This window comes from Pedobacter sp. AC190 (genome assembly GCF_979258025.1).
In genome coordinates, this window is the sequence record NZ_OZ409824.1 from 4,228,695 (window position 1) to 4,244,844 (window position 16,150).

Here is a 16,150-nt window from a genome sequence, read left to right on the forward strand (position 1 = left end):
GGAGATTATTTTTTTAGTTTATCGATTTCGGAAACAAAAGCCTGCGGTGTTTCATCCGGAAATCCGTCCCAGCTTTTAAGCACTTTTCCATTTTCATCAACCAGAACGGTATAAGGAAACCTGCCATCCTTGTTGTATGCCTCGGCCAATGATTCATTGAGTTTGACCTGTTCTTTTGGAAGCTGGTTTTTCTTTTGCCTTGGAAAATCCGCTCTCACAAGTAGCAGATTGGCAGCGGCATATTGTTCAAATGTTTCAGATTCCAGGATCTCCTTGCGCAGGCGGATGCAGGGACCGCACCAATCGGATCCGGAAAAATTGATAAGGATCTGTTTATGTGTGGCTTTAGCCTGTTTCTGCGCTTCGGTAAAGTTCCCCATCCAGGATGCAGGAATAATAAACAGTCCCAATAGGGCGACAAAAAGTAGTTTCATAATTTTTAAGAATAAACTTTTAAAGTAGTCCCGGTAAGCTGGGTATTATAAACAGTTAAGGCGCGTGATGCTGGTCCATTGGTTACTGCGCCGTTTTCAGAAAAGGTCGCGCCGTGGTTAGGGCAATAAAAGCGGCTGTTTGCCGATTGATAAGTCAAGGTGTAGCTTTCATGTGTGCACGATCGCTGCACAGCAATATATGCCCCTGCTTTTGTTTTAGCCACAATAATACCATTTGACACCAAAGATCCACCATTGCTCAGCAATACTGCATTGGCAGCCAGGCTTAAGTCGAGCGTAAAGTTTACGCCAGTGGGCCCGCTGGTATCTGCAGAACTACTGCCATCAGTCTTTTTGCAACCGACACAGCCAATCAGGGCAAAGGACGCTGCACTCATCCCGATGCTGTTAAGAAAATCTTTTCTGTCCATATTCTTTTTAAAGTTAAAATGAGTGATGCAATGAAATATTCGGACAAAGTCCCGATGGATAACCATTTAGTATCGACGGGATTGTATTGAATAAAATCTGTGTAAAAATTCTATCTATAAAAAGGCTTTAGGTTTCCGTGTACTTTAGCTACTATTTGATGAATGAGTTTTAAAAAAGCAACCGCTTGTAACAAAACTATAGACAAAGTCTGAAGACATCCTGAAGTTTTGAATTAAAATTTGTTAAATATTTGTTAATCATATTTTTAGTAAATGAGACGACTTAAGTAATTAGTCTTGCGATCAGAAATGCCGCCCCGGCAGCAATCAGGCCTATCGCTGTCACTTTAAAAGCACCCTTTATGGGCGGTTGGCCGGTTACACGGCTTTTAAAATAGCCAAATACAAAAAGACAAATGGTGGTCAGTATAGCGGAGAGGATCAGCCCATCCTGCGGCATTGAAGTAAAAAAATAAGCTGACAAGGGCAGCATACCGCCCACACAGTAAGAAAACCCGATGGTAAGGGCACTGTTGCGTGCCCTGTTGATATCCGGTCTCTCCAGGCCAAGTTCAAACTTCATCATGAAATCTACCCAGTGGTCTTTATTCCTACTCAACTGATCTACGATGAGGTCCTGTGCCTTTTCGTCCAGCCCATATTCGGCAAAGATTTCCCTCACCTCTTCTTTTTCCTTTTCGGGAACATTTTCTACCTCAAGGTATTCCCTTTTGAGTTCGCTCTCGTAATGCTCCTGCTCTGTTTTACCGGCCAGGTAACCACCCAGCCCCATGGCGATGCAACCTGCAATGATCTCGGCAATGCCGGCGGTAATGATAATGGAATTGCTGCTTACCGCGGCGCTCAGGCCGGCGGCAAGTGCAAATGGAACGGTGAGCCCATCACTCATCCCGATAACAATATCGGAAATGAATGCTGAGCTTTTTAAATGCTTTTCATCATGTGGATTATTCATCAGCTTTATTTTTAAGTTTCATGAGCAGTGTGTAAGCGCCCCTGATCACAATCGGTTTTCCTTTTAAGGTCTCCGCATCCTTGATTTCGGTCCTTCCTGACTGGCTTTTACCGCTTTCTACCAGAGTCATTTTGAACTTATCAGGGGCGATTGCCACAAAGATGTATTGCTTGCCTTCGAAATCAACCAGCGCCTCATCGGGGAGCGTGGATGAGTTATTATTGGTGACCCGGATCTCTGCATTCATATACATACCAGGGATCAGCGCCTTATCATAGTTTTCAAAATGGCAGTGAACCTCCGCCAGGTGGTCTGCCGATAAATCTTTGCTGATCAAAATAATCCCGCAATCATACTTTTTCCCGGGATTATTGTTGCTGTAGGCTTTGAGTTTTTGGCCAATGACCAGCTTTGGCAAATCCTTTTCAAAAATCTTAAGGTTAAGGTGAATATCGGCCGGGTTCACCAGCTCAAAAAGCACATCAGAAGGGTTTACATATTTACCGATATTCACGTTCACCTTCGATACAAAGCCGGTGATGGGAGAATATAAATTTATCTTCCTGGAAATATTCCGCTCGGTAAGCCTGGGGGCATTGATATTGATCAGGACCAGTTTTTCATCCAGTGCACCCAAACTGATGCGCAGGGTTTTATAGTCTGCCTCTGCCTGTTGAAACACCTTGTTGCTGCTGGCCTGGCTCTGGTTCAGCTCTTTCTGGCGGAAGTACTCCCTTTGGGCGAATTCGAGTTCAGCCTTTATCGTCAGGTAATCCTGCTGCATCTGGATATACTGCTGATCTTCCATTTCAGCGATGGCCTCCCCCTTGACCACGTGCATACCCGGCAAAAGCTTGGTAGAACGCAGATAGCCACCAAGTGGCATACTTATAGAAACCATATTCTGGGGCGGTACATCTATGCTCCCGTTTACCCTGATCACTTCCGCAATATCTTGGTTTTCTATCTGACCGGTTTTGATTCCCGCATTTTTTAACTGGGGTGAAGTCAGTGCGACTACATCAGTTTGATCGGTGTGATCTGCTGCCTTTTCAGGTGCTGCTTTCTTTTGGCTGCAGGCTGTAAAAAGCAATATGACGAAGATTGGAATTATATTTTTCATCCTTATAGGGTTTATTTTTTATTGGCGATGCGGCGATCATGAGTTTTGATCCAATCCATTTTATTGGCGTGAAACTCACGATGGCCTTGGTTAATTTTTATTGGTGATGACAGTGCCGAGTCTGTGTTCACTGAATGTTGCTCAGGTGAGATACGGGATTTTTTCATTCTGTTCCTGCGTTTAAGTAATTAAACTGAATGACTGCCTGATTCAGGCTTTTAACAAGGTCAAGGTAATTGCTTCGTATCGTAACAGACTGGTTGATCAGCATCCCCCATTCGAGATAATTGATTTCACCGTTTACAAACTGCTTATTGGCTGTGGTTATAATGAGGTCCGCATTTTTAAGCACCGTTTTTTCATACTGCTCTACATTTTCCAGCCCATATTGGTATTGCTTTCTGAGGGTCATTAACTGTAGGTTCAGTTGCTGTCTTTGCTGCTCGAAACCGGAAATGGCAATGTCCTCATTAATTCTGGCTGCCGATATGCTGGCTTTCTGGGCAGCGCTAAAAATCGGGATACCGATCCCTATCTGCGCGGCCTGGAAACGTTTGTTACCATTATAGTAACGGTCATCAGCACCGGTTCCCTTCATGGAGGTATTAAAGTAGCCGAGGCTTATTTCCGGTAGCAGTTTCGACTGTTCTACCTTGGTGAGTGCCTTACTGATGAGCTTTTGCTGCTCATAGATCTTCAAGGTATAATTTTTATCCACTTCAAAAGCCGCCACATTTTCAGGCAATTTTTTCTTTTCTATTTTGCCCGCAGGATAAAACCTATTTTCACTATTGAGTAACACCCCAAACTGAAGCAATACCGTTTCCATTTCCTGGCGGAGCTGGCTTAACTGAAAAGCCACTGCCGCTTTTTGGGTTTCGGCTGTAGCCTTTTCCATGATATTGCTTTCTCCAACCTTAAAACGGATTTTTGCCTTATCCAAAAACCGGCTGAAAAGCGAATCGCTTTTCAGGATGAGTTTTTCCTTTTCTTTTAAATATAAAAAATGATCAAACACTTCTGCTATTGTCCTGCGGAGCTCGGCTGCTTTCAGGGTAGCGCTTAAGGTTGCCTGCTCGGCTTCCAAAGTAAGCAGATTTCGCTGTTTTGCATATACGGACGGGAAACTGAAAGACTGGGAAATTCCGATCCGGTTATCGGTAAAAGCACTGTTTAGCTGTCCAATCTCTCCTGTTAGATTGGCCATGGGCCTAGCGCCAGACGTTTTGATGAGTTGCTGCCGGTATTTGATGAGTAGTGCCTGGTTTTTAACCGTCAAACTATTTTTCATGGCGGTATCTATGGCTGCTGAAAGCGAGATAGGCTGCTGGGCATTTACCTTACCTATACCAATGGAAAGTACAATACCAACTATGGTAAGCCTTTTACGACCAAATGAAAATCCAATTCCTTTTTCAAACAAAATATAAAGCACCGGTAATACAAAAAGTGTTAAAAAAGTTGCAACCATAAGGCCTCCTATCACAACTGTTGCCAAAGGACGCTGCACTTCGGCACCTGCTCCATTGCTCAGGGCCATCGGCAGAAAGCCTAAAGATGCCACAAAGGCGGTCATCATGACCGGTCTTAATCTCAAACTGGTTCCCTTAAGTACTATTTCCCTTAAATTCGTCATGCCTTCTTTTTTTAGTCTGTTAAATTCCGCAATAAGCACAATTCCATTGAGTACAGCCACACCAAACAGCGCGATAAAGCCAACCCCTGCACTGATACTGAAAGGCATTCCACGAAGCGCCAGAAAGAAGATCCCGCCTATTGCAGATAGCGGAATGGCTGAATAGATAAGCAGTCCCTGTTTAACCGAGCCAAAAGCAAAAAACAGCAGGATAAATATCAGTACCAAGGATACGGGCACTGCAACCATCAGCCTTTTCTTGGCCGCATTCAGATTCTCAAATGCACCACCATAAGTGACGTAATAGCCCGGGGGAAATTTGATCTTGGCATTCACCTTTTCCTGCAGTTCATTAACAATGGTCTGCACATCTCTTCCCCTTACATTGAAACCGACAACCAATCTCCTTTTGGCATCCTCACGCTGAATCTGGTTGGGGCCGTTTTTGATTTCGACGCTTGCAAGTTGAGATAAGGGTATCTGCGTCCCTGCAGGCGTTGGTATTAAAAGATTTTGAATGTCTCCTAAGTTTTTGCGCTGCTCCCCATCAAGCCGAACGACAAGTTGAAAACGCTTCTCCCCTTCAAAAATAAGACCTGCACTCTGGCCGGCAAATGCGGTATTCACGATCCGGTTCACGTCCGTAATATCCAGGTTATATTGAGCGATTAATGCCCTGTTGTAAGAAATCACCACCTGCGGCATTCCGGTTACCGGCTCAATGAAGAGATCCCGGGCGCCGTTTACAGAAGAAATCACCGAACCCAGTTGTTTGGCAAATATCGCTAGGGTATCCAGGTTCTCCCCGAAAATCTTGCAAACCACATCCTGCCTGGCTCCGGTCATCAGCTCATTAAATCGCATTTGTACCGGATACTGAAATCCTGCGGTAATGCCGGGCACTGCTTCCAGCGCCTTGCCCATTTTTTCAGAAAGCTCATTGAATGTTTTTGCCGAGGTCCAGTCTTTTTTATCCTTCAATATCACCATCATATCACTGGCCTCCATTGGCATGGGATCAGTCGGCACCTCGCCGCTTCCAATCTTGGTGACCACTTTTTCGACTTCCGGAAACCGGGTTTTTAAAATGTGGGCGGCCTTCTGAGTACTTTCTATCGTCGTGGAAATACTGCTTCCGGTGAGTACCCTGGTGTCTACAGCAAAATCGCCTTCTTCCAGTGCCGGAATAAATTCGCCCCCAAGAAATGTGAGTGTAATCGCAGCCAGTACAAATAATGAAAATACAGTGAGTAATACCATTTTTGGAAATGCCATAACTTTCGATAGCGTTTTATGGTAAGAATTTTCCAGTCTGGACATCATACGGTCAGAAAAATTGGCTTTGTGCTTGATTTTTTTGCTCAAAAACAGCGCACTCATCATGGGTATGTAAGTGAGCGAGAGGATAAAGGCACCCAGCAACGCAAAGGCGACTGTCTGCGCCATTGGCTTGAACATTTTTCCCTCAATCCCCTGCAAGGTAAAAATCGGAAGGTAAACGATGAGAATGATAATCTGCCCGAATACTGCACTGTTCATCATCTTACCTGCAGATTGCTCCACCTGTCCGTCCATTTCATGCGGCGATATTTTATCGAGCGTCGCAAACTTCCTGTGATGGGAAAGCTGGTGCATCACCGCTTCAACGATAATTACCGCACCATCTACGATCAATCCGAAATCCAGTGCGCCGAGGCTCATCAGGTTTCCGCTTACCCCGAAGGTATTCATCATAATCACCGCAAAAAGCATGGCCAGGGGAATAATGGAAGCCACAATCAGCCCAGCCCTGAAATTACCCAGAAAAAGAACGAGTACAAATACAACAATCAGTGCACCTTCCATCAGGTTTTTCTCTACCGTACCGATGGCATTATTCACCATCTTGGTCCGATCCAAAAATGGTTCGATTACAACCCCTTTCGGCAAGGTCTTCTGGATCTGGGCAATCCTGTCCTTTACATTTTTGATCACCTCGCTGCTGTTTGCGCCTTTGAGCATCATTACCACTGCGCCCGATACTTCGCCCTGGTCGTTGTAGCACATTGCACCGTAACGAGTGGCGTAGCCAAGCTTGACCTCAGCTACATCGCGGATAAACAGCGGTCTGTTCTGCGGCGTTTTAATGGCGATATTTCCAATATCTTCTACCGTAGATACCAGTCCTTCGGTACGGATGAAGAGTACCGAGGGACCTTTTTCGATATAAGCACCGCCGGTATTCTGGTTATTCCGGTCAATCGCACTGAACACATCATTGATGGTAATTCCGAAAGATGCGAGTTTGTTGGGGCTAATGGCAATTTCATATTGCTTAAGCTTGCCACCGAAGCTGCTTACCTCTGCTACCCCTTTGACGCCAAGTAACTGTCTTCTTACAATCCAGTCCTGAATGGTCCTGAGCTCGGTTTCTTTATACTTATGTTCATAACCTTTTTCCGGCCGGACCACGTATTGATAAATTTCCCCCAGACCGGTAGATACCGGCCCAAGCTCAGGGCTTCCTATTCCCTGCGGAATTTGCGTCTGAACCTGTTGCAGACGTTCTGCAACCTGTTGCCTTGCCCAGTAAATATCGGTATCATCGTTAAAAACAATGGTAACCAGGGAAAGGCCAAACCTCGAAAAGCTCCTGATCTCGAGCATACCCGGTATATTGCTGTTGGCCTGTTCGATGGGAAAGGTGACCAGTCTTTCGATGTCGGTCGCACCGAAAGAGGGTGCAATGGTGATTACCTGAACCTGGTTATTGGTAATGTCGGGAACTGCGTCTATGGGGAGTTTTTTGATCTCGTAAAATCCATATCCGATGAGCGCAAAAATAAACAGCCCGATGATGAGCTTATTGCGCACCGAAAATTCTATTATCCTGTTGAGCATAAAATCTTTAATAAACGTTTAAAAATTAATAAAATTTGTTCTTATGCTTATCAGATCGATAGCGCATAAGTGCTCAGGCAGCACTTTGGTGGTTGCCAAATGTCGCCTCCGGGTGTAGGGGTTTCGGGAAATTGATAAAAGAATAATTTGAGGTGTCGCAATTCAATGCCCGGATCGATTGGAACGACTATCTGACCGGCTTCCAGGCGAACAAAGGATTCCCCATGGTTCAACGGAACACAGGTCTTAAAGGGCAATTTCATATCCTTATCATAGTCTGCATCACGCACATCTCCGTTAAAGTAATGGATATAAAAAAATCTCCAAAGGGATAAATGCTTTTGCTTCTCTTTATGCTCAAGGTAATGTCCGATCAGCTCGGGCACCTTTAGAAACCGGGAAAGCGCTGTAGATGAAAAAAGATAACAGCACAACAGAAGTACAGCAGTTCTTTTTAGCATGGCCTAGATCCTAATTATTTTCATCATTTTCAACTCTCTCCCCCGTTGATCATATCCGAAACAATTCCCTTTCCATCTTTACGCTCGGCTAGAAAAACTCCCGCCAAATGAAGAACAATAAAACCCTGTATCAGGTACATGCAAAAGCCATGGAATTCCTTTATGCTGTGGTTAATGTTTTGCGGGATGCCGGTATAATCTTCAAAAGTGAGCAGGAGGCCTGTAACCACCATAACCAAAAGCAGGAGATAAAAAATGATGTAAAGTCCTTTTACCACCAGTTCGTGCTTTGCTGCCTCTCGCTCTTTTTTTAAGACAAAATAAGCCCGGTAAGCCTTTCTGAGCTTGGGAAAGAGTTTTTGCGAGGGCGGCATAAAAAACTCTGCGATTAACCTGAACAGAAAAAGCGCGGCTAATGCGTAGCCAAAATAGATGTGTATATCCCATACCTGATCTTCCAGGCCATGCGTAACTGCACCGGCCTGCTGATCACTTACAGTTGCGCCGGCATTGACCAATTCATTTTTCACAAAGCTGCGCTGCGCACGGTCAAAAAGTGTAGAATTGATCAGCACAGTGAGCAGGGATCCTGAGATTATAATAAAATTTAGCCAGTGCCAGAAACGTGTGGAAGAAGCATATTTCTTTCCTTTTCTGCTGCCTCCGATTTCTTGATTGGTAGGTTCGATAATGGCCATATGATTTTATTGGGCTTTAAAGGTTACAGTAAAAGTATGCAGGTCTTGATAATAGAAATAATCAAGCTGATAATGTTGCCGGTTGCAGATCTGCTTGAGTATGGCAAGCCCCAAACCTGCACCCTCAGAGGCGTTGTCCTTGTAAAAACGGTCAAATATTTTTTCGGGATCGAGCACCTTGTTGTGCCCGGTATTGGCAAATACTATTTTTTCTGCATCCAAGCTAATCTCAATTTTTCCTCCATCATAGTTATGCCTGATCACATTGCTGAAAAGATTGTTAATCAGTATTTCAAGTAAGCTTCGGCTTGCAGAAATCGTTACATCGGTCAAAATGGTTTCTACGGTAATATTCCGCTCGCTGATCAATTCCTGGAAGTATACCTGCTTTTCTTCGATAAGCGATTTCAGGTTAACCTTTTCCTCGTCCTGCAATAAATTATTATCAATCTTAACCAGGAGTAGTAGTGATTGGTTCAGCTTGGTTAGTCGTGAAGTGGCCTTATACAGTTCAACCAGGGTTTCGCCATCTTCCTTACCCAGAACATTTGACTGGAGCATATTATCGAGCTTCGAATTGATTACCGCCAGCGGCGTCATCATTTCGTGGGATGCGTTTTCGGTAAAAAGCTTGATCTCGTTATAATCAGATTTTACTTTACCCGAAAGTTCTACCAATACCTTGTTTAATTGCCTGAATTCTGCCACGGGCATTTCAACAGGCTCGTATGGCCGGTCATGGTTGATATTGAAGGCTGTAATATTCTTTAAAAGCTGCTCAAAAGGGGCCCAGATTTTCCTGAGCAAAATCCTGTTCACCAATAACACCAGGGCAAAAAGCATCGTCACCGGAAGGAGGATAATGAGGCAGATGTTCCTGATCTGCTCCTGCCGTTCAAATTTAGAGGCGATGACCAGGACCCGGTAAGGTTGCCCAACCAGTTCGAGTTCGGTTTTAAGGTATCTTGCGGTTTCCTTGCGATGCTTAAGGGGATTGTAGAACAGGGTATCAGCGTAGCTACTGGAAGGATTGGCCTTTTCGATTTTTCTATATTGAACAACAAGGTCCTCAAATTCATGCGGCTGATAAAAATTTCCCGCTGCCGAATATTCTTTTACCTCCATAACTTCTTCCACCAGATCATGATCAATCTGCTGATCAAGATAATAGATGAGCATCCGGTAAAAAAGAAATCCGATCAGCAGCAGGCCAAAAAGACTGATGATCATCAGTATCCTGTTATATCTTGTAAATAGCCTCATACTTCCGTGAATTTGTAACCAATGCCGTATACGGACTGAAAATAATCCCTGCTCCCGGCGTCAGTGAGTTTTTTTCTGATGTTCCTGATATGGGTATAGATGAAATCAAAACTGTCGGCCATATCTGAATCATCACCCCAGATGTGCTCAACCGCAGCAGATTTGGAGATTACCTTACCTTTGTTGGAAACAAAATAAAGCACAAGATCAAATTCTTTTTTGGTCATGTGAACTACTTTGCCATTTACATGTACCTCTTTAGCATCCAGGTCTATCCTGATTTCATTAAATTCAATATGCCTTTCACCTTGCGCACTTTTTCGGCGAACAACTGCCAGTATCCTGGCATTGAGCTCCGAGAGGTGGAAGGGCTTGATCAGGTAATCGTCAGCTCCAAGGCTAAGGCCTTCTATTTTTTGATCGATTGAGTTTCTCGCGGAAATAATGATTACTCCTTCTGTTCTGTTCATCCGTTTAAGATAGTTCAGTATCTGAAGCCCTTCTCCATCGGGAAGGTTGAGATCGAGCAAAATGCAGTCATAATCATAGGATCCCAAGCGGCCAAGTGCTTCGCTATAGGTTGAAGCCTGACTACATAAATTTCCCTGGGAGAGCAGATACTGGGCTATGCTACGTTGCAGCCCGGGTTCATCTTCAATGATTAGAATCTTCATAAGAACAAATATGGTTTAAGATACTGAAGACATCTTGAAGTTTCCGCAAAAAAGTACCAAAATGGATTTAAGGTGAATCAATTGCCTGAAAGTCTTTTAATGTTAACCTGTTTTCCCGGCTGAAATGCAGACCTGGAATAGGGCTCAAAATACTCGTGGGAGATAAGAAGCTTAAGATTTAAGGAATTCCATTGCGCTGAGTCATAAAACAGGTTTAACGTGACCTCCCATTCCTTTCTAAGTTTTTCAGAATAAAGGACATAATCCTGTAGAGAAAAATGGTAAAGGTCAGCGTCGCACAAGATCTTTCCGAGTTTTTCCGTTGGGAATTGAGGAAACCTGGTGTCGGCAATGCAACGGCATATTTCATCAATGATCTCCTGTCCCAGATTTTCATTTCGCAAAAAGTCAGTTGCAATCCGTATGCTTTCTTCTTCGTGCCCTATGTATTTCCTAGTATAACCTGTATCGTGAAACAACGCCGCAAGGTCCAGTTTGAACAGCTCAAGCTCGCTTAACCCACTGTTGATCCCGATCTCTCTGGCAATCCTGGCGGTCTGCAGGGTATGCTGAAGGTCGTGAAAGTACATGTTATCGGATAACTGATCCATAAACAATCTCTTAACGTAAACCATTGCCCTGTCTATTATCTGCTCCATGTTTCTTTATGATTGTTGCATCAGGCAATAATAAACATCAAATCTAAAGACAAGTTGAAGTTTGTATGGAATACTTTTAACCAATTCATATACATTCAGGTGGGGTTTACAAATTTTGATTTTCCCGCCCAATTATTAATCCCGTCTTTAACGCTTATGGCAATAGCCCGCAATAATGTGTAGTGGGCAAACCAATCCATTTGACCCCTTCTAGCCAACATACAAACGTAATGGCAAGTAACGAACTGCAATAGATTTGTTTCCGGCGAGGTAACCTTAATCTACTCTGGTTTATCCGGTTTTATGGACTTGCCTATTCAATAATACTGTAAAACATAGCAATTGAGGCCGCCCCCATTCCTAAAAATGTAATCCACAAGAGCAAATTTGATAACCAGCCGCTCTTATATTCACCCATGATTTCTTCGTTACCGGCGATACGAAGAATTAAGAACAGCAATGGTACGGCGGCAATCCCGTTAAATACAGCTGCATAAATGAGCGCCTTAATTGGATCTACACCCAAAAAATTCATAATAAGACCAATGGCGGTGGCAGCACAGATTATCGCATAAAAAGCCGGTGCCCGGTTAAGCTTAAGATTTAAACCTGATTTCCAGCTGAAAGCTTCACATACCGCATACGATGCAGATGCAGAAAGCACAGGTATTGCCAGTAAGCCCAGGCCAATAATACCTGAAGAAAAAATCAGCTTTGCCAGCAGGCCCGCATTTGCAAAGCTGTGAACCAGCGGCTCTATCGCCTTTGCTGCGTCGGCCGCAGTTTTAATATCTTTAAATCCGTTACTGTGGAGTACGGTTGCACTAACTATAATTATACTCCATGTGGTCAATTCGGAAATTAGCATACCTATGGTATTGTCGATGCGCATTCGCTTAATCTGTGACCAACTAATATGCCGACGCCTTTTAAGTAAGCTATCCCGCTGCCGCTGCTCTTCGACTTCCTGTGATGCCTCCCAGAAAAACATATATGGAGAAATGGTTGTTCCTAATACCCCGGTGATAACAAACAGGAAGGTAAAAGAAAACTCAAAGTGTGGAATTAGCGTTGATCTAATTACTATTAGCCATGGCTGATCTATAATAAATAAAGTGATTGGATAGGCAATCAATGCCAAGGTCAGCCACTTCAATATCTTTGCATAGGCTTTGTAGGAGGTAAATAGCTCGAGGATGAGGATAATTGAGGTAAAGACTAATGTTAAAATAAAAAATGGTGCCGGAAGCAGCAGTTGCATAGCTGAAGCCATTGCCCCAATATCGGCTCCAATGTTTATCGTATTGGCCATTACGACAAGTCCGACGACAAAATAGAGAACTGTTCGATTGTACCGCGCCTTTATAGCAGCGGATATACCACTTCCGCTCACCAGGCCAATTCTTGCACATGATTCTTGAACGGCGATCAGAAAAGGAAGCATATAAAATGCCGTCCATAACTGGCCATAACCAAACTGAGCCCCGGTCTGAGAATAGGTTGCAATCCCTGAAGGATCATCATCTGCAGCACCCGTTACAAGTCCGGGTCCCATTATGCTTAGCAAACGGCGAAACTTGCTACGCTTCTTCGTAGATTTTTGTTGGGACATCTATTGTTTTGTTATTGATATCGTACTTGTTTTCTGATCCACATGATGTTTCAAAATCGAAAGGAAATTGTTGCCTGACACACTATGCTGCCAATAAAAAGTTTCAGAAACATACCCAAATCGAGGAACCTCGTAAAGGTCTGCGAGAAACCGAACATCGCGCTCATGAGCATTCAAAAAATTGAACCTTACAAATAACACTCGCGGGACTTATAATACCTCCTGCTTCTCAAACCGTCCTGTTCTTTCCAGAATGACAATCTTAAAGACAATTATACTATCCTCATAGGGCCCATCTTTGCCGGTTCCGTGGGAGGGCTGTTGCTCAGGACTGTTTGTCAGGGGCATCATTTTATGAATAATGCCCTGGATGACCTGTTGTTTCTCGCTTGGATCGGTTACCTCTTCAAAGCTGCCCTGACAGATTACGCTCTCCCATCTATAGGTATCCAGAATATGGTCCACCTGGAAACACACCCTTGGGTTTCCCCTCATCATGGCGATTTTCCTTCCGGGCGCAGAGTGGCTGAAGATGGCACCTTTACGATAAATGTAGTTCAGGGGTACAATATAGCATTGCTGCGCGGAGCTACAACCCAGGCGGCCGATATGCTGACCGGACAGGAGCGCTTCAATCTGGTTTTCTGTTAATTTGCCTAACATGGTATTTCATTTAAGAAGTAAAAATTTAAATTCCGGCGATGTCCAGTACCACCCTGCCATCGATGCGCCCGGCTTTCATATCCTGGAAAACCTGGTTGATATCCTCGAGCTTTGCCGCGGACACCCGGGCACGAACCTTCCCTTCTACAGCAAAGCCGATCGCTTCCTGCATATCCTGTCTGGTGCCTACGATAGAGCCGCGAATGGTGAGCCGGTTGAGCACGGTATCGAAAATGGGCAGATCAAAACTTCCGGGGGGAAGTCCGTTCAGGCTCAGGGTTCCCTTTCTGCGAAGAGCTGAAAGGCCTTGTTTGAAAGCAATGGGGGTTGTGGCGGTAACCAGTACCCCATGCATGCCACCGGTTTTTTTCTTCAGGGTTTCTCCCGGATCTTCCTCCAGTGCATTCACGGTCACGTCTGCGCCCAGCTTTCTTGCCAAATCGAGCTTTTCATGCGAAACATCGATTGCTGCGACCTGGAAACCCATAGCCTTTGCATACTGCACGCCAAGGTGGCCAAGCCCGCCGATGCCCGATATGGCCACCCATTCTCCGGGATTTGCCTCGAGCTCTTTAAGTCCTTTGTAAACGGTTACCCCTGCGCAGATAATGGGCGCCATTTCCAGGAAATTGACATAGGAAGGAAAATGTGCTACATACCGGGCATCTGCCACGATGTATTCCGCAAATCCCCCATCCACACTGTAGCCGCCATTCTTCTGCTCATAGCAGAGTGTCTCCCATCCGGTGAGGCAAAACTCGCAGCACCCACAGGCGCTGTAAAGCCAGGGCACCCCAACAATCGCCCCTTCGGAGGTATTCCTCACGCCCTTTCCCATCGCGACCACTTGCCCTATGGCCTCGTGACCCGGCACCAGGGGCATTTTTGACTTTACAGGCCAGTCCCCGTTACAGGCATGCAGGTCTGTGTGGCAGACCCCACAGGCGAGCACTTTGACCAATATTTCATTTTCACCACAAGCCCTAACCGGAAGTTCTTCTATCATCAGCGGTCCACCATGTTGGCGGATGACCGCGGCCTTCATTTTTTTGGGATACATATTTTCAGCGTTAATTTTTCGGATGGAAATGTTCCGGTATAACCAGCACCGGAACGGTGGACTGTTTGGCCATTTTCTGGCAATAGCCTTCTTTGAATATGGTATTGAGGAAACCATGGTGTCTGTGGACCATCACAAACCAGTCGACCTTCATGTGTTCCAGGAGCCACTCGAAGCCTTCTTCCTCTGCTCTGTTATACACGCTTTGGTAGTGGAGTTCAACGTCCGTGCATTCATCTTTTGCCCTGGCCATGAAGGTCTCTATCTTGCTGCTCAGCGCCGTATCATGTTCGCCGCAGATATGGGCTATGCGAATCTTTGCCCCCATTGTTCTTGCCAATGGCACCAAAATACGGATGGCATCGATGTCCGTGGCGCTGAGGTCACTTACAAAGACGATATTGCAAACAGGCCTTAGGGGCGCCTGCAGGGGAATGAGCAACACCGGAAAGGCTGATACGTTGATCAGATCCCTGCTTGTGCTGCCCAAAAAGAAACGGTGCATGGCCCCCGCCCCTGAGCGCCCGGCAACCACCAGTCCCGCAGCCTGCTGGCCGGCGAGCTTGGCAATATAGGCAAACGGAGGACCGAAACCTGCGGCGACACTTACCTGAAGGGGAGGCTTCAAAATATCGCTACTTTCAGCTTTCTCTATGCATTTCTTGATCGCCTGGAGTTGACCGAGCGTGGAATCCAGGATTTCGCCAGTGCCCTCAAAGGGAATGTCAATTCCCGCGGGCGTAACAACAGGTATGGGCACGAGTATCGCATTGGCCAGAAGCAACCTTGCATGAAGCTGTTTTGCAAGAACCACAGCATGGTCAAGCGCATGGTTAGCAGCTTCGGAAAAATCGGTTGGTACGAGTATGGTTTTCATATTCGGAGGGTTAATTGAAAGTTGAAGACTGATAAAGCCTGACGGAGAAATATATGCGGAGCAAACCCGAAACAATAGATGCCAATCCCATCCAGGAAACAATATTGATCATTCCGCTTAGCGGATACCGGAGAATGAATACCGAAAAGAGCAAGATCAGCAAGCCCGGCAACAGGGAATGGAACCACTTGCGAGGACCGATTGGATAGGTTGTTGATCTGCCTATATCGGTAAGCCCGCGAAAAAGAAGCCAGAGACCAATCAAAAAAGGCAGCAGGATCATGCTCAGCATGGGAAAGTAAAGCAGGTAAATCCCCAGTGCGAGGTCGAGCAGTGCCCCGGCCAAAAGCCAGAACCATCCCCTAACTGTTCCGCGAAGGTAAAGGGCCAACATCAGGTTGACCAATCCGGCCGCAACAAGGCCAACAGCGAGCAGTATGCTCAGGGAAAAATAGGCCTCGCTTGGGGTTATCAATACCCATATGCCGACCAGGACCATAAACGTTCCGGAAAAAAAAACAAAAAGCCACCAGGGCAACGGGACGTTGTTAACGGGTCTTGATTTCATCTTGCTCTCATTTGTGATCAATCGTTTTAAGCATGGACATATTGGCATCACAAAGTTAGCCGGCGGGGCATATTAGACCATGACCGGAATCAGCGCTTACCCTGATCTTCGTCAATCAGGATCTACTAAGAGACT

The 16,150-nt window shown here is 45.3% G+C and carries 16 protein-coding genes; all 16 read right to left on the bottom strand.

The window, feature by feature from the left end; translation table 11 throughout:
- Positions 1 to 5 precede the first annotated feature (5 nt).
- On the bottom strand, positions 6 to 434 hold the full coding sequence (locus ACZZZI_RS18550; RefSeq protein ID WP_463490573.1) for a thioredoxin family protein: 429 nt from the start codon (positions 432 to 434) through the stop codon (positions 6 to 8).
- 5 nt (positions 435 to 439) lie between these two features.
- Entirely contained in the window at positions 440 to 865 is a 426-nt protein-coding gene (locus ACZZZI_RS18555; protein WP_463490575.1) for a QcrA and Rieske domain-containing protein, read from the bottom strand.
- 283 nt (positions 866 to 1,148) lie between these two features.
- The gene (locus tag ACZZZI_RS18560) at positions 1,149 to 1,841 is read right to left on the bottom strand and encodes a VIT1/CCC1 transporter family protein (protein WP_463490577.1); all 693 of its coding nucleotides are present in this window, start codon (positions 1,839 to 1,841) and stop codon (positions 1,149 to 1,151) included.
- Positions 1,834 to 2,964, bottom strand: coding sequence for an efflux RND transporter periplasmic adaptor subunit (locus tag ACZZZI_RS18565; protein WP_463490579.1), 1,131 nt, complete (start codon positions 2,962 to 2,964; stop codon positions 1,834 to 1,836). Before ACZZZI_RS18565 ends, ACZZZI_RS18560 begins: the two co-directional genes overlap by 8 nt.
- Positions 2,965 to 2,975: 11 nt before the next feature.
- Positions 2,976 to 3,131, bottom strand: a complete 156-nt coding sequence (locus ACZZZI_RS18570) for a hypothetical protein (RefSeq protein ID WP_463490581.1) — start codon at positions 3,129 to 3,131, stop codon at positions 2,976 to 2,978.
- Positions 3,128 to 7,480: a CusA/CzcA family heavy metal efflux RND transporter gene (locus ACZZZI_RS18575; RefSeq protein ID WP_463490583.1), complete on the bottom strand. Its 4,353-nt coding sequence runs from the start codon at positions 7,478 to 7,480 to the stop codon at positions 3,128 to 3,130. The genes ACZZZI_RS18570 and ACZZZI_RS18575 overlap by 4 nt, the downstream gene beginning before the upstream one ends.
- Before the next feature lie 50 nt (positions 7,481 to 7,530).
- A complete protein-coding gene (locus tag ACZZZI_RS18580) occupies positions 7,531 to 7,941 on the bottom strand; it encodes a hypothetical protein (protein WP_463490585.1) in 411 nt (136 codons plus the stop codon).
- A gap of 29 nt (positions 7,942 to 7,970) precedes the next feature.
- On the bottom strand, positions 7,971 to 8,639 hold the full coding sequence (locus ACZZZI_RS18585) for a cytochrome b/b6 domain-containing protein (protein ID WP_463490587.1): 669 nt from the start codon (positions 8,637 to 8,639) through the stop codon (positions 7,971 to 7,973).
- A gap of 6 nt (positions 8,640 to 8,645) precedes the next feature.
- Entirely contained in the window at positions 8,646 to 9,902 is a 1,257-nt protein-coding gene (locus ACZZZI_RS18590; protein ID WP_463490589.1) for a sensor histidine kinase, read from the bottom strand.
- Positions 9,899 to 10,576 (bottom strand): response regulator transcription factor, encoded by a 678-nt coding sequence (locus ACZZZI_RS18595; protein ID WP_463490591.1) that lies wholly within the window; start codon positions 10,574 to 10,576, stop codon positions 9,899 to 9,901. The genes ACZZZI_RS18590 and ACZZZI_RS18595 overlap by 4 nt, the downstream gene beginning before the upstream one ends.
- A gap of 77 nt (positions 10,577 to 10,653) precedes the next feature.
- Positions 10,654 to 11,235, bottom strand: a complete 582-nt coding sequence (locus tag ACZZZI_RS18600; RefSeq protein WP_463490594.1) for an HD domain-containing protein — start codon at positions 11,233 to 11,235, stop codon at positions 10,654 to 10,656.
- 313 nt (positions 11,236 to 11,548) lie between these two features.
- Complete coding sequence (locus tag ACZZZI_RS18605; protein WP_463490596.1) at positions 11,549 to 12,847, bottom strand: NRAMP family divalent metal transporter; 1,299 nt, start codon at positions 12,845 to 12,847, stop codon at positions 11,549 to 11,551.
- 210 nt (positions 12,848 to 13,057) lie between these two features.
- The gene (locus ACZZZI_RS18610) at positions 13,058 to 13,510 is read right to left on the bottom strand and encodes a pyridoxamine 5'-phosphate oxidase family protein (RefSeq protein WP_463490598.1); all 453 of its coding nucleotides are present in this window, start codon (positions 13,508 to 13,510) and stop codon (positions 13,058 to 13,060) included.
- Between the two features lie 25 nt (positions 13,511 to 13,535).
- The gene (gene adhP / locus ACZZZI_RS18615; protein WP_463490600.1) at positions 13,536 to 14,570 is read right to left on the bottom strand and encodes an alcohol dehydrogenase AdhP; all 1,035 of its coding nucleotides are present in this window, start codon (positions 14,568 to 14,570) and stop codon (positions 13,536 to 13,538) included.
- A 10-nt stretch (positions 14,571 to 14,580) separates the two neighbouring features.
- Positions 14,581 to 15,447, bottom strand: coding sequence for a universal stress protein (locus ACZZZI_RS18620; RefSeq protein WP_463490602.1), 867 nt, complete (start codon positions 15,445 to 15,447; stop codon positions 14,581 to 14,583).
- A 10-nt stretch (positions 15,448 to 15,457) separates the two neighbouring features.
- Positions 15,458 to 16,015 (bottom strand): HdeD family acid-resistance protein, encoded by a 558-nt coding sequence (locus ACZZZI_RS18625; protein ID WP_463490604.1) that lies wholly within the window; start codon positions 16,013 to 16,015, stop codon positions 15,458 to 15,460.
- Between the last annotated feature and the right edge of the window lie 135 nt (positions 16,016 to 16,150).

Bases quoted from the DNA above. Each gene is read 5' to 3' on its own strand.
- ACZZZI_RS18550 (WP_463490573.1), bottom strand. From the start codon at position 434: ATGAAACTACTTTTTGTCGCCCTATTGGGACTGTTTATTATTCCTGCA.
- ACZZZI_RS18555 (WP_463490575.1), bottom strand. From the start codon at position 865: ATGGACAGAAAAGATTTTCTTAACAGCATCGGGATGAGTGCAGCGTCC.
- ACZZZI_RS18560 (WP_463490577.1), bottom strand. From the start codon at position 1,841: ATGAATAATCCACATGATGAAAAGCATTTAAAAAGCTCAGCATTCATT.
- ACZZZI_RS18565 (WP_463490579.1), bottom strand. From the start codon at position 2,964: ATGAAAAATATAATTCCAATCTTCGTCATATTGCTTTTTACAGCCTGC.
- ACZZZI_RS18570 (WP_463490581.1), bottom strand. From the start codon at position 3,131: ATGAAAAAATCCCGTATCTCACCTGAGCAACATTCAGTGAACACAGAC.
- ACZZZI_RS18575 (WP_463490583.1), bottom strand. From the start codon at position 7,480: ATGCTCAACAGGATAATAGAATTTTCGGTGCGCAATAAGCTCATCATC.
- ACZZZI_RS18580 (WP_463490585.1), bottom strand. From the start codon at position 7,941: ATGCTAAAAAGAACTGCTGTACTTCTGTTGTGCTGTTATCTTTTTTCA.
- ACZZZI_RS18585 (WP_463490587.1), bottom strand. From the start codon at position 8,639: ATGGCCATTATCGAACCTACCAATCAAGAAATCGGAGGCAGCAGAAAA.
- ACZZZI_RS18590 (WP_463490589.1), bottom strand. From the start codon at position 9,902: ATGAGGCTATTTACAAGATATAACAGGATACTGATGATCATCAGTCTT.
- ACZZZI_RS18595 (WP_463490591.1), bottom strand. From the start codon at position 10,576: ATGAAGATTCTAATCATTGAAGATGAACCCGGGCTGCAACGTAGCATA.
- ACZZZI_RS18600 (WP_463490594.1), bottom strand. From the start codon at position 11,235: ATGGAGCAGATAATAGACAGGGCAATGGTTTACGTTAAGAGATTGTTT.
- ACZZZI_RS18605 (WP_463490596.1), bottom strand. From the start codon at position 12,847: ATGTCCCAACAAAAATCTACGAAGAAGCGTAGCAAGTTTCGCCGTTTG.
- ACZZZI_RS18610 (WP_463490598.1), bottom strand. From the start codon at position 13,510: ATGTTAGGCAAATTAACAGAAAACCAGATTGAAGCGCTCCTGTCCGGT.
- adhP (WP_463490600.1), bottom strand. From the start codon at position 14,570: ATGTATCCCAAAAAAATGAAGGCCGCGGTCATCCGCCAACATGGTGGA.
- ACZZZI_RS18620 (WP_463490602.1), bottom strand. From the start codon at position 15,447: ATGAAAACCATACTCGTACCAACCGATTTTTCCGAAGCTGCTAACCAT.
- ACZZZI_RS18625 (WP_463490604.1), bottom strand. From the start codon at position 16,015: ATGAAATCAAGACCCGTTAACAACGTCCCGTTGCCCTGGTGGCTTTTT.